Source organism: Imperialibacter sp. EC-SDR9 (assembly GCF_902498805.1).
Taxonomy (GTDB): domain Bacteria; phylum Bacteroidota; class Bacteroidia; order Cytophagales; family Cyclobacteriaceae; genus Imperialibacter.
Genome location: NZ_LR701602.1, coordinates 1 through 13,718, shown reverse-complemented (window position 1 = coordinate 13,718; position 13,718 = coordinate 1). Strand labels below are relative to the sequence as shown.

The 13,718-nt window shown below is 44.5% G+C and carries 15 protein-coding genes and 1 pseudogene; 1 reads left to right on the top strand and 15 read right to left on the bottom strand.

Annotation, left to right across the window (positions count from 1 at the left end):
* Positions 1-47 precede the first annotated feature (47 nt).
* The 14 genes from GC130_RS21575 to GC130_RS21510 form a co-directional block, all read right to left on the bottom strand.
* Complete coding sequence (locus GC130_RS21575; protein WP_152000438.1) at positions 48-998, bottom strand: N-acetylornithine carbamoyltransferase; 951 nt, start codon at positions 996-998, stop codon at positions 48-50.
* A 71-nt stretch (positions 999-1,069) separates the two neighbouring features.
* Positions 1,070-2,056 (bottom strand): N-acetyl-gamma-glutamyl-phosphate reductase, encoded by a 987-nt coding sequence (argC, locus tag GC130_RS21570; protein WP_152000437.1) that lies wholly within the window; start codon positions 2,054-2,056, stop codon positions 1,070-1,072.
* Positions 2,043-3,236: an argininosuccinate synthase gene (gene argG / locus GC130_RS21565; protein WP_152000436.1), complete on the bottom strand. Its 1,194-nt coding sequence runs from the start codon at positions 3,234-3,236 to the stop codon at positions 2,043-2,045. Before argG ends, argC begins: the two co-directional genes overlap by 14 nt.
* A 35-nt stretch (positions 3,237-3,271) precedes the next feature.
* Positions 3,272-3,937, bottom strand: coding sequence for a GNAT family N-acetyltransferase (locus tag GC130_RS21560; protein WP_152000435.1), 666 nt, complete (start codon positions 3,935-3,937; stop codon positions 3,272-3,274).
* A 227-nt stretch (positions 3,938-4,164) separates the two neighbouring features.
* Positions 4,165-4,749 carry a DUF502 domain-containing protein gene (locus GC130_RS21555; RefSeq protein ID WP_152000434.1) on the bottom strand — a complete coding sequence of 195 codons (585 nt, stop codon included), beginning with the start codon at positions 4,747-4,749 and terminating at the stop codon, positions 4,165-4,167.
* A gap of 76 nt (positions 4,750-4,825) precedes the next feature.
* A complete protein-coding gene (gene nqrE / locus GC130_RS21550) occupies positions 4,826-5,437 on the bottom strand; it encodes an NADH:ubiquinone reductase (Na(+)-transporting) subunit E (protein WP_152000433.1) in 612 nt (203 codons plus the stop codon).
* Between the two features lie 4 nt (positions 5,438-5,441).
* The gene (locus GC130_RS21545) at positions 5,442-6,104 is read right to left on the bottom strand and encodes an NADH:ubiquinone reductase (Na(+)-transporting) subunit D (protein WP_152000432.1); all 663 of its coding nucleotides are present in this window, start codon (positions 6,102-6,104) and stop codon (positions 5,442-5,444) included.
* 36 nt (positions 6,105-6,140) lie between these two features.
* Entirely contained in the window at positions 6,141-6,860 is a 720-nt protein-coding gene (gene nqrC, locus GC130_RS21540; protein ID WP_236582982.1) for an NADH:ubiquinone reductase (Na(+)-transporting) subunit C, read from the bottom strand.
* A 28-nt stretch (positions 6,861-6,888) separates the two neighbouring features.
* On the bottom strand, positions 6,889-8,085 hold the full coding sequence (locus GC130_RS21535) for an NADH:ubiquinone reductase (Na(+)-transporting) subunit B (RefSeq protein ID WP_152000430.1): 1,197 nt from the start codon (positions 8,083-8,085) through the stop codon (positions 6,889-6,891).
* An 8-nt stretch (positions 8,086-8,093) separates the two neighbouring features.
* Positions 8,094-9,452, bottom strand: coding sequence for a Na(+)-translocating NADH-quinone reductase subunit A (locus tag GC130_RS21530; RefSeq protein WP_152000429.1), 1,359 nt, complete (start codon positions 9,450-9,452; stop codon positions 8,094-8,096).
* A gap of 136 nt (positions 9,453-9,588) precedes the next feature.
* Entirely contained in the window at positions 9,589-10,488 is a 900-nt protein-coding gene (locus GC130_RS21525; protein ID WP_152000482.1) for a 4-hydroxy-3-methylbut-2-enyl diphosphate reductase, read from the bottom strand.
* Positions 10,489-10,547: 59 nt separating this feature from the next.
* Positions 10,548-11,249 (bottom strand): (d)CMP kinase, encoded by a 702-nt coding sequence (cmk, locus tag GC130_RS21520; protein WP_152000428.1) that lies wholly within the window; start codon positions 11,247-11,249, stop codon positions 10,548-10,550.
* A gap of 276 nt (positions 11,250-11,525) precedes the next feature.
* Entirely contained in the window at positions 11,526-12,014 is a 489-nt protein-coding gene (locus tag GC130_RS21515; protein ID WP_152000427.1) for a hypothetical protein, read from the bottom strand.
* Positions 12,015-12,115: 101 nt separating this feature from the next.
* Positions 12,116-12,445: a hypothetical protein gene (locus GC130_RS21510; RefSeq protein WP_152000426.1), complete on the bottom strand. Its 330-nt coding sequence runs from the start codon at positions 12,443-12,445 to the stop codon at positions 12,116-12,118.
* A gap of 318 nt (positions 12,446-12,763) precedes the next feature.
* On the opposite strand from GC130_RS21510, the gene GC130_RS21505 reads away from it, so the two are divergent.
* Positions 12,764-13,318, top strand: coding sequence for a DUF4287 domain-containing protein (locus GC130_RS21505; RefSeq protein WP_152000425.1), 555 nt, complete (start codon positions 12,764-12,766; stop codon positions 13,316-13,318).
* A gap of 12 nt (positions 13,319-13,330) precedes the next feature.
* Here the strand turns inward: GC130_RS21505 and GC130_RS21500 are convergent.
* Positions 13,331-13,579: pseudogene (locus tag GC130_RS21500) on the bottom strand (gliding motility-associated C-terminal domain-containing protein); the annotation flags it as partial.
* Between the last annotated feature and the right edge of the window lie 139 nt (positions 13,580-13,718).

Below are 13,718 nucleotides of genomic sequence, written 5' to 3'. Positions count from 1 at the left end.
AAAAAATATCATTTTCATTAAAATAAAAATGATTCATTGAATACAAATCAATGCTTTAACTCTTTCAATAATTCCTTTAAAACTCGTTGCGTAGCAAATTCCCGGTTGGCAGCCTGTTTCACGACGATACTATGTGGCCCATCCAACACATCATCGGCCACCTCCACATTCCGTCGAACGGGCAGACAATGCATAAACCTGGCTTGATTTGTCCACGCCATCTTCTCGGCATCTATGATCCATTCCGGAGCGTCCATAAATTTGCCGTAGTCGTTATATGATGACCAATTCTTAGCATAAATAAAATCTGCCCCTTCAAATGCCTTCTTTTGGTCATGCTCTATTACCGCACCTTTGGTATATTTCGTTCCAAGCTCAAGCCCTTTTGGGTGGGTAATCACAAACTCCACATCAGCTTTATTCATCCATTGAGAAAACGAATTGGAAACACAATGGGGAAGTGGTTTGATGTGAGGCGCCCACGAAAGCACGACCTTTGGCCTCGGCTTTGGTTGATGCTCCAGTATAGTTATCAAGTCAGCCAGTGATTGCAGGGGGTGCAGCGTAGCCGACTCCATATTAACTACCGGCTTTCCCGACTTAGTGGCGAAGGCGGTCAAAATTTTTTCTTCAGAATCAATATCTCTGTTCTCTAGCCCCGGAAAGCACCTAACGGCAAGTATATCACAATAATTGGCCATTACCGGCACAGCTTCCTTGATATGCTCAGCAGCCTTTCCGTTCATAACGGCCCCATCCTGGGTCTCAAGTGTCCACAAGTCGCCCCCCACGTTGAGCACCATAGTTTGTATACCAAGATTAAAAGCGGCCTTTTGCACGCTCATTCTTGTCCTCAGACTGGAGTTAAAAAAAACCATTCCCAGCATTTTTCCTCTTCCAAGGTGCATGTCTGCCAATGGATTCTTCTTCAATTCAATAGCTTCTCTCGCAAAAGCCATCGGGTCACTTACGTCGTCTAAGGATAAGAAATTGTTCATTGCTTAGGTAGGTTTACTATGAGTCACGAAAGTTTGCAAACTTTTGGGAAGTTGCAAGGCTTTTTATTTTGCTAGAAAGCCACTCCCTTCAACTGGAGGCCCGTCCTCTCCTCCCAACCCATAGCAAGATTCATGTTTTGAACCGCCTGACCCGACGCACCTTTCAAGAGGTTATCGATAATAGAAATAACCACCGCTTTGTTGCCCACCTTTTTTGGGTAAACCACACACTTGTTGGTGTTTACTACCATCTTCAAATCGGGATTCACAGAGGAGACATGTGTGAAGGGCGTTTTCTTGTAAAAATCAGTGTACTGCTTTACAAGTTTTGCCTCATCACCAGCATAGTCGAAATAAGCCGTGGTGATAATCCCTCTGGTGTAGTTGCCCCGGTAAGGAATAAAATTGATGGGTGGAACCTCTGCCAGCGAAGCGAAAGAAAGTGTTTCAGCCACTTCAGCCAGGTGCTGGTGCTCCATCACTTTGTAGGCAGACATGTTACCTTCTCTCCATGTGAAATGGCTGGTCGGGCTAAGCGACTGGCCTGCTCCTGTAGACCCTGTGATGCCGGAAATATGTATTTCACTTTTCAGCAAACCAGCAGAAGCAGCCGGCAGCAACGCCAACTCCATTGCTGTAGCAAAACAGCCTGGATTGGCAATCAGTCTTGCTTTCTTCACCTTATCGGCATTGAGTTCGGGAAGCCCATACACAAAACCCAAAGGATTGGACGATAACCGGAAGTCATGACTGAGGTCTATCACCTTGGTTGACTCGGGGATGGCCTGCTCTTTTAGAAAACCTACCGAAGCGCCGTGGCCCTTGCACAAGAAAATGACATCAGGCCAGGTATCAAACTTCTCAGCAAACACCAGATCGGTCTCTCCAAGTAAATCGGTGTGAGTACTGGTAATAGGTGACCCAGCCTGACTTTCACTCACCAAATGGCTCAGCGCCACTTTGGGATGATTAAGGAGTATCCGAACAAGCTCCCCGGCAGTATAGCCCGCCGCACCCCATATGCCTACAGTTATCTTCAATTCTTTACTCTCCGGCATGCTCCCCTACTTTTTGAATGATCATTTGTTGCACTCCAAATATCTTGGCGAAGCCCTTCGCATCGTCTGCCGACCAAAGGCTGTTCATTTCTCCGTACTTACCAAACAGATTGTTCATCAAGTCAAACTTCGACTCGATACCATACACCTGAAAGCGATAGGGAGCCAGCACCACGAAGACCTTACCCGTCACCCTTGCCTGAGAGCTTTCCAGAAAGGCCTCCAAATTGCGGCAAGCCGGATCCAGCCAAAGCCCTTCATGCATCAACTGCCCGTACCACAGCGACTGCTGCTCCTTGATCTGAAGCTGAAATTTACTCAGCACATGCTTTTCAAGTCCCTGATGGGCTTTGATGAGAAGGGCAGGTGCCGGCGCTTCAAAACCAACTCTTCCCTTGATGCCCAGTATTGTATCGCCCACGTGGATATCTCTTCCTATGCCATAACTGCCGCCCAGCGCATTGAGCGCCTTAATAACTTCCACGGACTTCATTTTCTTTCCATCCAATCCAACTGGCTGTCCTTTCTCAAATTCAATGACAATGGACTTTGACGCCGACTCAGTAACCTTACTGGGGAAAGCTTCCTCGGGCAAAAAGCCGTTAGAGCCAAGCGTTTCCTTTCCTCCTACCGACGTACCCCAAAGCCCCTGATTTACTGAGTAAAGGGCCTTATCAAAGTTCATCTCTACCTTGTGGTTTTTCAGGAATTGGATTTCTTCCTCCCTACTAAGCTTTTTCTCTCTAATGGGTGCTATTATCTCTTTGCCTGGGCAAAGCGCCTGAAAAACAAGGTCGAAGCGAACCTGGTCGTTGCCGGCACCGGTAGAACCATGGGCAATCGCATCCACATTCAGCTGATTAGCCAGCCTGGCAATGGCCCTGGCCTGGAAAACACGCTCAGCACTCACAGACAGTGGGTAAGCCTGGTTTTTCAGTACGTTGCCATACAGCAGAAACCTGATACCCTCCTGATAGTACTCCTCCACAATATTGAGCACCTGGTGGCTGGCCGCACCAAGTTTGTTGGCCTTTGTTGCCAGCACATCCAATTCCTCTTTGGTAAACCCACCTGTGTCAGCCAGAGCAGTGTGCACCTCGTAACCCAACGACTGCAAATAGATCAAACAATAGGAGGTATCAAGCCCTCCACTATAGGCCAATAAGACTTTCTTCTTCATTAGTAATATTTTGTACGATGCTACCCGATGATTTTCTAAGCTCTCTGCAAGCTCACCTGCTCAGCAGCTTTCTTGCCCGTGAATTTAAGAAAAGCTGCCCGCTTGAGCCTTACCAACCGCTCATAAACCTTTGACTTCTTAATGAAATTCCACCTTTTCTCAGACTGTTCTTTTGGGTCGAAAAGCATAGCGGTGCAAATACAGTTGGTTCTGTTCTTACTCATCAGAATGCTGTAATTCACGCAGCTCGCACAGCCCTTCCAAAAATCTTCGTCTTCGGTAAGCTCTGAATAGACTACTGGCTCGTAGCCAAGATCGGAGTTGATCTTCATCACTGGCAAGCTGGTGGTTAAGCCAAACAGCTTCGCATTCGGGAACATTTTACGTGAATGATCGAACGCCTTTTCTTTGATTCTTTTGGCGAGTCCCTCCTTGCGGAAATCCGGATGAACGATGAGGCCGGAGTTGGCAGCAAACTTGCCATGGCTCCAGGTTTCGATATAGCAAAAGCCAGCCCAGTCTCCACTCTTGGTAAAGGCCACAATTGCTTTATTTTCCAACATCTTTTTAGCTATGTACTCGGGAGAACGTTTGGCGATACCCGTACCTCTTTTTAGAGCGCTTTCCTCGATCTGCTGGCAGATTGTTTCAACAAACGGAACGTCGGCAGCTGTAGCTACCCTGACAGAAAATTGTGTCATTGGACAAAAAACCCTACGGTTAATAGTTTTGTGAAAAAAGAAAAAAACAGACTGGGGGGAGAAGAGGATACCACGTAGGTACCACTGGGGTATAGCAAGGCCTATGGCCTCGGAGTGCTTGGCCTAAAATTGTTTACTGAGGGACAATATGTAAGTATTGTAAACAACTGTTTTGTAATTATGGGGACAAATGTATGTCGCTCAACGAATCAATACAAGCAATTGTTTCATTTTTTGGTGGCATCCCGAAATTTCTTCTTGTATTTCCCGAAAGAGTCAGTCATTCCTCCTGACACAAGAAATGTCATGATCTCCATAGCAGGAATATCAAGTGGTGTGATATTCGCCCTGTCCACAATATACAAGTCGCCTGCAATGCTGTAAGATATGGGAAAATACACAGCCACCTTCCCTGGCAAGTTGATTGCTTTGAGATCCTCATTAGTTATAAAACCAATCCTTTGAAGTATGCCGTGTGCATCCATATTGACCACTACAGCTTTATCAAACTTCCTCTTATCGCCTACAAAAGCTGTCATCAGGTCGTTAAACGACGAATAGATCATATTGACCAGCGGCAGTCTTTTCAGAATCTTTTCAAAATACTCAAAAAAGGGTTTGGTGATAAAATAGGTAGCCAGGTAACCGATCATGAGCGTGCCCGCCAGGATCGCCAGGATACCCAAGCCTGGAATGTCGATTGGAATCAACCCATCAAGCCATCGCACTACTCCCACACTCACATACACAGTGAGCGCCAGGGGCACCACAAACACCAATCCCTTTAAGAAATAACTTACTACTCTACTCATATGCAATAAAAAAGGCTTTGCAAGTTAATGCAAAGCCCTCTTTGATATCGAAGTTTTGTTATTGTTTTTGCTGCAATCAAATAGCTATGCCTATAAATGACTTAAATGCTATTCCCATCAATCCAGTAATCAGCATAGTAAGGCCAAGGCCTTTAAGTCCATCTGGCACATGAGAATATTTCAGCTTTTCCCGAACTGCGGCCAGCGCTACAATGGCGAGCATCCAACCCACCCCTGAACCAAGACCGTAGGCTGTTGCCTCCACGATGGTGTAGTCTCTCTGAATCATGAAAAGAGAAGCACCTAAAATGGCACAGTTTACAGCGATCAGGGGAAGGAATATACCCAGAGAGCCATAAAGTGCCGGAGAAGCCTTTTCAATGATCATTTCCACCAGCTGCACGATGGCCGCAATGATGGCAATAAACATGATAAAGGTAAGGAAGCTTAGGTCTATCGTTTCGAAACTAGCCCCAAGCCAGCTAAGCGCCCCTTCGTTCAGTATGAAAGTCTGCATTACCCAGTTGATCGGCACGGTAATACCCAAAACGAAAATTACTGCAGCACCCAAACCAATTGCCGTGCTCACTTTTTTGGAAACGGCCAGGAATGAACACATGCCAAGAAAATAGGCAAATATCATATTATCGATAAATGCACTCTTAATGAATATGTTTAATGCTTCCATGTTCTTAGTGTTCTACGTAACCGTTTTTAGTTCTCTGTACCCAAATGATCAACCCAAGTATCATAAATGCTCCGATTGGGTCAACCATCAATCCGTTGGTCGGAAAGTCAAGTCCCATGGCGGCAAATACTTTGAAGTCAAATATAGAAGCCGATCCAAAAAGCTCTCTAAAGAAAGCCACCGCAAGGATAATCCATGAATAACCCAAGCCACTACCCAAACCGTCAAGCATTGAATCATAAGGCTTGTTAGCCAGGGCAAAGGCCTCAAGGCGACCCATTACTATGCAATTGGTGATGATCAATCCAACGTAAGCTCCCAAAACCTTATACATATCGAAAGCATAGGCTTTTAGCACCTCACTTACCAATGTCACAAGCGTTGCCACTACTGCTAGTTGCACGATGATACGCACCCTGTTGGGGATAAGGGTACGCATAAGCGAAATAAGAAGGTTAGAAAAAACAATTACCAGTGTAACGGCAATCGCCATCACAAGGGTAGGCTGCATTTTCACCGTTACTGCCAATGCCGAGCAAATACCCAACACCTGAACAGTAACCGGGTTATCGTCGTTCAGCGGATCGGTAACAAACTTCTTCCGTCTTTTCGAGAATAAAGGTTCCGCTTCTTTAACTACTGGTTTTTCTAGCGTTTCAGTGCTCATCGCAAACTGATTTTAGTGTTTATTAATCTCTTCTAATCAAAAAGCCATTGCAGATTGCCCGCTAGCTGACTTTTGCTTTTTAATAAATGCAGTGTAAGACGAAAGGTAATTTTCGAGCATTGCATTCACCCCTTTTCCAGTAAGTGTTGCACCCGACATTCCATCTACATGGTGAGCATCCTGTGGCTTGCCACTTTCTCCCTTCACCATAGTAACAGATACCAAATCACCATTTTCAAATATTTCCTTTCCAACGTAGCGTCCCTGAATCTCCGGCGTAGTAATTCTGGCGCCAAGGCCCGGTGTTTCCGACTTATGGTCAAATGCTACTCCTTTGATTGTATTCAGATCGCCATCCAGAGCCATATAACCCGAAATCCAGTCCCAAAGACCGCTGCCAAACATAGGGAAAACGTAAGCAGCCACCTTTGATGGATCGTTTTCATCAAGAAACATGAAGACAGGATAGTTTCTCACTTCCTTGTCCACTTTGTGGTTCTTCTGAATATCGATCTTTTCAGCGATCAAAGGATTGCCTTTAGCGTCCTTCTCAACCGGATTACCGTTGATATCTACAACCACAGACTTAAATCGCTTGTCATACAGTGCCAATACTTCCTCTCCTGTCTTGAGGTTAGAAATATCCATCACCGCACCCAGGATTTTCTTCTTGGTATCAAGCTCAATCTGTTTGGTTTGGGCTGGCTTAAGGCCAACCGAGGCAAGTGATAAAGCGCCACCAAGTATGATGGTCATCACTCCCGAAAATAAAAGAACATAAGCGTTAGACTGTCGCACGTTGTAGCCTCCGTTTTTTGTTTGCTTGTACTACGTAATAATCGATAAGTGGAGCAAATACATTCATAAGAAGTATCGCCAACATGATTCCCTCCGGATATGCCGGGTTAAACACACGGATCAACACTGTCAATAATCCTATCAGGAATCCATAAATCCATTTGCCAGTTTCAGTTTGAGAAGCTGTAACAGGATCCGTAGCCATGAATACGGCACCAAAAGCCAGGCCTCCAATTACCCAGTGGTACTGTGCCGGCATCAACATAAACTCATTAAGACCAACGAGATTGAAGATAAGTCCCATTGAGTAAGCACCAGCAAAAACCGCCACAATTATCTTCCAGCTACCTACTCCGGTCAGAACCAAAATGGCCGCACCGATCAGGCACATCAAAGTAGACGTTTCACCTATTGAGCCTGGCATTATACCCAGGAACATATTCCAGAAATCATAAATACCTGCTGACCATGAGTCGTTGAGCAAATCCACAACCGGGGTAGCCCCAGGGTTACCCACAGTGCTGGCTGCAATTGCCAAAGGTGTGGCACCCGAGTAGGCTGCTACTGGCGCAGCGTCACCAAGATATGTCCAAACCTCGCCGCTAATAGCAGTTGGATAGGCGAAATAAAGGAACGCCCTGGCTACAAGCGCTACGTTAAGTATGTTCATCCCTGTGCCCCCAAAGGCTTCCTTTCCTATAACTACCGCAAACACAGTAGCCAATGCCACCTGCCAAAGAGGAATGGTGGCTGGCATCACAAGCGGTATCAGCAAGCCCGTTACCAGGAACCCTTCACTTACAGGATGCTGCCTGATCACACAGAAAACAAATTCAACACCGAGGCCTACGGCATAAGAAACAATGATGATAGGAACCACTTTCAATGCTCCAATCAATATTTTATCAATTAGTTCAGCTTCAACCCCTGTTGCCAGAAAATGCTGATGACCAACATTCCACATGCCAAACAGCAAGCACGGAATCATAGCGATGATAACGGTAAACATCATGCGCTTCAGATCCACCGCATCTTTTACCTGGGAACCTTTCTTTCCGGTAGTTAAATCCGGGGCAAACACAATAGTTCTGTGGCCTTCATAAAGCGTATGATACTTTTCATACTTCCCACCTTTCTCTACAAAAGGCTTTAGTTTATCGAAGAAATCTTGTAAGAACTTCATAAATACGATTAGCTATATTGAATTAAGTCAAGTCCTTGTCTTAGTATTTTCTGGATATCGTTTTTCGAAACATCGACGAATTCGCAAAGTGCCAAGTCTTCTTCGATAACCTCGTAAATACCCAAAGCTTCCATGTCGTCATAATCCTCAGCCAAAATAGCTTTCATGAGGTAGGTAACATAAATATCCATTGGGAGCACCTTTTCGAGGTTGCCAGACTGAACGAATGAACGTTGCTCACCATGTGTATTTGTATCTAATACAAACTCTCTTTTTGTATTGGCAAACAGACCAAATGCTCTTTGAAAGCTCAGCTTATTGAAAGTTGGCAGTATCCAACCCAAAAATTCCTCCTTATCTCCTTCCGGGATAACTGTTACCTGGTTTGCATAATACCCAAGGAAACCATCTTTACCAACAGCTTCGCCTGAAAGCACATTCCCTGAAATCACCCTAACGTGATCCGATTTAAGATTACCTTCTAGGAACCTGCCTACATTGGCTCCGGAGTATGTGCTGTAGTACTGTGGATTGCTCACCTCAGAACCACAAACTGCTATCACTTTAGAAGCATCGTATATACCTTCAAGGAACAACTTCCCTATCTGGATAACACCAAAAGGCGAAACAGTCCAAACAAGGTCTCCTTTATTAATTGGATCAAGGTGGTGGATTTGAACGCCTACATTGCCAGCAGGGTTCGGCCCGGAAAACTTATTGACTTCGGCACCTTTCACATGCGCAAACATGGGGAGCACTTCAGCGTCGGCATTGGTATTAACATGTACAACGCCTGGCGTGAATTTCTTAAGAACATCTATACCAGCCTGAAAGAATTGATCCTGCCCCTTAAATAAGATACCATAGTTAGGAGAAAGGGGGTTGGTATCAAATGCTGAAATAAATATCGCCTTCGGTGTGGCAGTTGGGTCGGCTATACTTCCGAAGGGGCGCTGAATAATATTTGGCCATACACCACTCTTAGTCAGGAGCTCCGTAGCTGTTTCCTTTGTAAGAGAGCTCATTTCGGATACCGTGAACTTGGTAAACTGCTCGTGTGTTATTTTCTTGTCTGCAAGGATCTTGATCTCAAGAAGCTTTCTTTTCTCACCCCGCTTAATTTCAACTACCTCCCCGCTAACAGGCGAAGTGTACATTACGTTTTCCTGAAGTCTGTCGAAAAACAGGGGTGTACCAGCCTTCACACTGGCTCCTTCTTCGACCAGTAGTTTGGGGCGAGTAATTCTCTGAAAGTCGGTTGGTTTGACTGCGAAAGTCTCAGGTTGTTGAATTTCACCAATTTTTTCCTCGGCCTTGCCTGCGAGATTGATATTAAACCCTTTTTTGAGCTTTACGAATTTAGACATTTTCAATAGGTAAAATAGACCGAAATCCTTTAAAACGTGGCAAAATTAATAAAATTTAACTCAACTAAAAGGTAAGTGAAATTATTCGTTCGAAGGTTTTTTACCACCCTCATTTTCACTTACATAAACAGCACATTTAAGCAATTGTTGGTTCACTAGGACTTTTTTCCCTAATGAATTCTGCTACCCTCTCCATTAACCACATGGGAGTGGACGTAGCCCCACAAATACCTATATTTTCAGCGTCGGCAAGCCAGTTCAAATCCAGCTCCTCTTCGCTCTCAATGAAATAACTTCTTGGATTGATAGAAAGGCATACTTCGTACAATGCCCGTCCATTTGAACTCTTTTTTCCGGCAACAAACAGCACCACATCCTGATCCTCCGAAAACTTCCTCATTTGAGGCTCTCTGTTAGACACCTGACGGCAAATGCTATCGTTGGCATCGAAGTCCTGAATCCGCAACTCACCCTTGTTTTCACGAATGCGCTCTTCTATGAGCGCTTTGATATGATAGAAGCCCTTCGTTGACTTGGTAGTTTGACTAAAGAGGGTGATTGGCCTCGAATAGTCGAGCTTATCCAGGTCCTCGTCTGTCATAACAATGACGGCCTCCTCCTTTGTTTGTCCGGCAAGCCCTATTACTTCGGCATGACCTTCTTTGCCATAAATGACAATCTGGCCCTCTACCTTTTTCATACTGTCGTAGGCGTGTTTCACTCTGTTCTGGAGTTTAAGCACAACGGGACAAGAGGCATCAATCAGTTCTATATTGTTTTCAAGAGCCAATTGATAAGTTTCTGGCGGCTCGCCATGTGCTCTTATTAGTACCCTTGTATTGCGGAGGTTTTTTAGGTCGTCCCGACTGATAATCCGGAGCCCTTTCTGGTAAAGCCGCCTGACTTCCATGTCGTTGTGAACGATGTCGCCCAGGCAATATAACTGGCCATTGTCTTCCATTTCATCCTCTGCCATTTTAATGGCAAATTCAACTCCGAAACAATACCCAGAATTTTTGTCGATAGTAATGTTCATAACGCTTTTTCCTGCCCTACTTGCTTCGTTGATCGATTTCAAAATTTTGAAACAAGCTTTTAGTTCTTGTTTCGATCAACTCCGGAAATTAATTTGCTCGTGGCCAGGTTGGTAATGAGCTCTATTTGTTCCTCAAAGGTAATATGTGTGGTGTCAATTTCAATAGCATTTGCTGCCTTCTTTAAGGGACTCTCTTTTCTGGAGGTGTCTATTTCGTCTCGGGATCGCAGGTTTTCAATCACTTCCTCCAACTCCACAAGCTGGCCTTTGCCCAATAACTCCTTCTGACGCCTCTCAGCACGCACATACAGGTCGGCTGTCATAAATATTTTAAGGTCTGCATCAGGAAATACCACCGTACCAATATCCCTGCCATCCATCACTACCCCTTTGCTCTTGCCCATTTTTCTTTGCTGGGCTACCAAAGCATGCCTTACTTCCTTAATGGCACTTACATCGCTTACCTTTTGTGATACGTCCATTCCCCGTATTTCTTTTTCCACGTTCAACCCATTCAAATACACCTCATTTACCTTCTTGGTAGCATTGTAATGAAATGTTATATCAATTTGTTCAAGTGCCTTCGAAACTGCCCTGGGGTCAGTAAGCGAAACATGGTTGTCAATAAAATACAAAGTAACCGATCTGTACATGGCACCTGTATCTATGTAGATGTAACCCAAAAGACCAGCAACGGCTCGTGCTGTTGTGCTTTTTCCGCAACCCGAGTAACCATCGATAGCAATTACTATTTTTTGCATCAAATATCAGTTATTGAATATTAGCAGTCCTTGAGCGGGCAAGGTATGGGTTTTCCTTTTTTAATTGTGCGGGCTTTCTGCGTTTTAAACTGGGAAGCCCTGCAACCTTCAAAAAGAACTGCTGATGCAAAAATCAATAATATAGCCGCAAGTCCTGGTATTGAGCGGTGGAAATTTTTCATGATTTAAAGGTAATCATAGATCAGCTAACGATAAAAAGCTAGCTAGAAATACACCCTTTCGAAATGTCCGAAAGGGTGTACGTTAACCTATCACTCAATTGACTTGCACTTGCCTGTCAAGACCTTGCTCTACTCTTTTCACCCACCCTTTGGCTATTTCATAGTAGTGAAAAGCCTCGTCCATTCCATCCTTATGGCTATCATAAAGAGGAATGTGAATATCTTCTTCACCTTTGTGAAACTTGTGCTTGAACACCAGGCCTATTTTTTCGATGTGGGCATGGCCGGAGGTAACAATCACTTCCTTTTCCATCCGGCAACTAAGTATCCGGCTGAGGTCAATCACCAACGACTGCGCTTTGGAGCTGGCATACCTGCTGAAAAGGAGTTTTCTGTGGAGCGTGTCCATCACCAAAAATTTCCCTGGCAAATCCTCGAAATCTGTGATGTCCAACTCGTTTTCCTGGCTTATCTTTTTTAAATAATCAGGCGGGGTTCTTTTTGAGCTAAGCTTTTTCTTTACATAGAACAGCACGATTGGGAGCAAAATGGCCAAAGCGACCAATATTTCTATTGTCTTCATTTTAATAACTTTTTGAGAATGATCGGATGTAAAAAAACTATCTTCCCGGGCACCAATGTTGGGGAACGGGGTCAAACCGGAGCCGGCTTCAAAAAGTTATTTTAAAAGAATTGGTGGTAAAGAGAAAATACCTTTAAGGCATTTGCGGGAGGTGGACTTTTCTGATTTTTGAGCGACTCTGATTCGCCAACTCTAACAAAGCTTCCAACGAGACCAACTGCGTGAGAGAGATGATTTTTGGATCTGATATCATCTTCAACTTCTTCTCCAGCCAGTACACTTTGCAGATCGAAAGAATGGAGAATATGGCTTTTAAGATGGTCGGTATTGTCGCCTCTGGTGCCTCCGTGCTGAGGCAACGACAAGCCACTGACGGACAACAGCCCCCAGAAGCAAAGCGTAACAACAAATAGTGTCCTTGTCAACTTCATTGTCGAATTGTATACGTTAACGAAGATCAACGGTATTGTGTTGTGAACGCCAAAGAATATTTCGTCAAGCCGAAGATACGTAATTTAATACAGCACAAATAGAGCGACCCAGGAAAATTATAAGAGCCCCCTGAAAGATTGACAAACGGCTATCTTGTATGGCTTAAGGTCGGTCTTGACACTCGCAGTTGATGACTTTGAAAAGGTCAAACTACCAAATATTAGGTTTGAGGTGGCATTTTTGCGGCTTCGGTTGTCGGGTTTACCATCTTTTATTCAGCCTTCTTATATTCGAAGTGTATCAAACCGGAAAGATCAATGGATCAGGCAGCGCAAACTATGATCGACAACCTGGAGAAAAACTCCGGAAAGTCGCTGGATGAATGGATAGCACTAGTAAAAAGCAGCGAACTTTCGAAACATGGTGAAATAATCAAGCTTTTGAAGGAAACGTACGGCCTCACACACGGGTACGCCAATTTGGTGGCTCACAAGGCGAAAGGATCCGATGCGGGCTCAGTAGCCAACCTCGCCGACCTGGTTACAGAACAATATAAAGGTAAAGAGGCTTTAAAGCCCATTTACGATCAGCTGATGGTGGAAATAAAGAAATTTGGCGCCGATGTGGAAATAGCGCCGAAAAAGGCCTACGTGAGCCTGCGGCGCAAAAAGCAGTTTGCTATGCTCACACCCGCTACTAAAACCCGCTTCGAAATTGGGATCAACTTGAAAGGAGCAGAATCTGGTAGCGTTTTAGAAAAAATCACCTCGGCTAATTCCATGTGTTCGCACAAAATCAAACTTGAGTCTGCCGGAGAAATCTCCGCTGAAACTATAGGATGGTTGAAAGAAGCCTACGAGCAAGCTGGCTGAAGAACACCTGCGCTATCGCATAATGCTGACATCACCATTAACCCTTTCCAAAGCGACTCTTGGTTCATTCAGTTCGAGCACATAGTAGTAAACACCAGTTGGCAGAGGTTGTCCGTTTCGGGTGCCATCCCAATCGTTTTTATAGCCAATCTTGCTGAAAACTTCATGACCGGATCGATCCACAACAGTCAACAAACTTTGTGCGTAAAGTTCCACGCCATTAATGATAAAGCATTCATTGAGTCCGTCGTTATTGGGTGTAAAAACATTGTAACCTGAGTTCGATTAATAAAACGTTGAAATATTGGGGAGGAAAAATAGATAAAACCAGTGCGCTTGTTTATATTTAAGTATCTGACATTCAAAGATATACAAGCAAAGCACATGGTTCTATCTGACA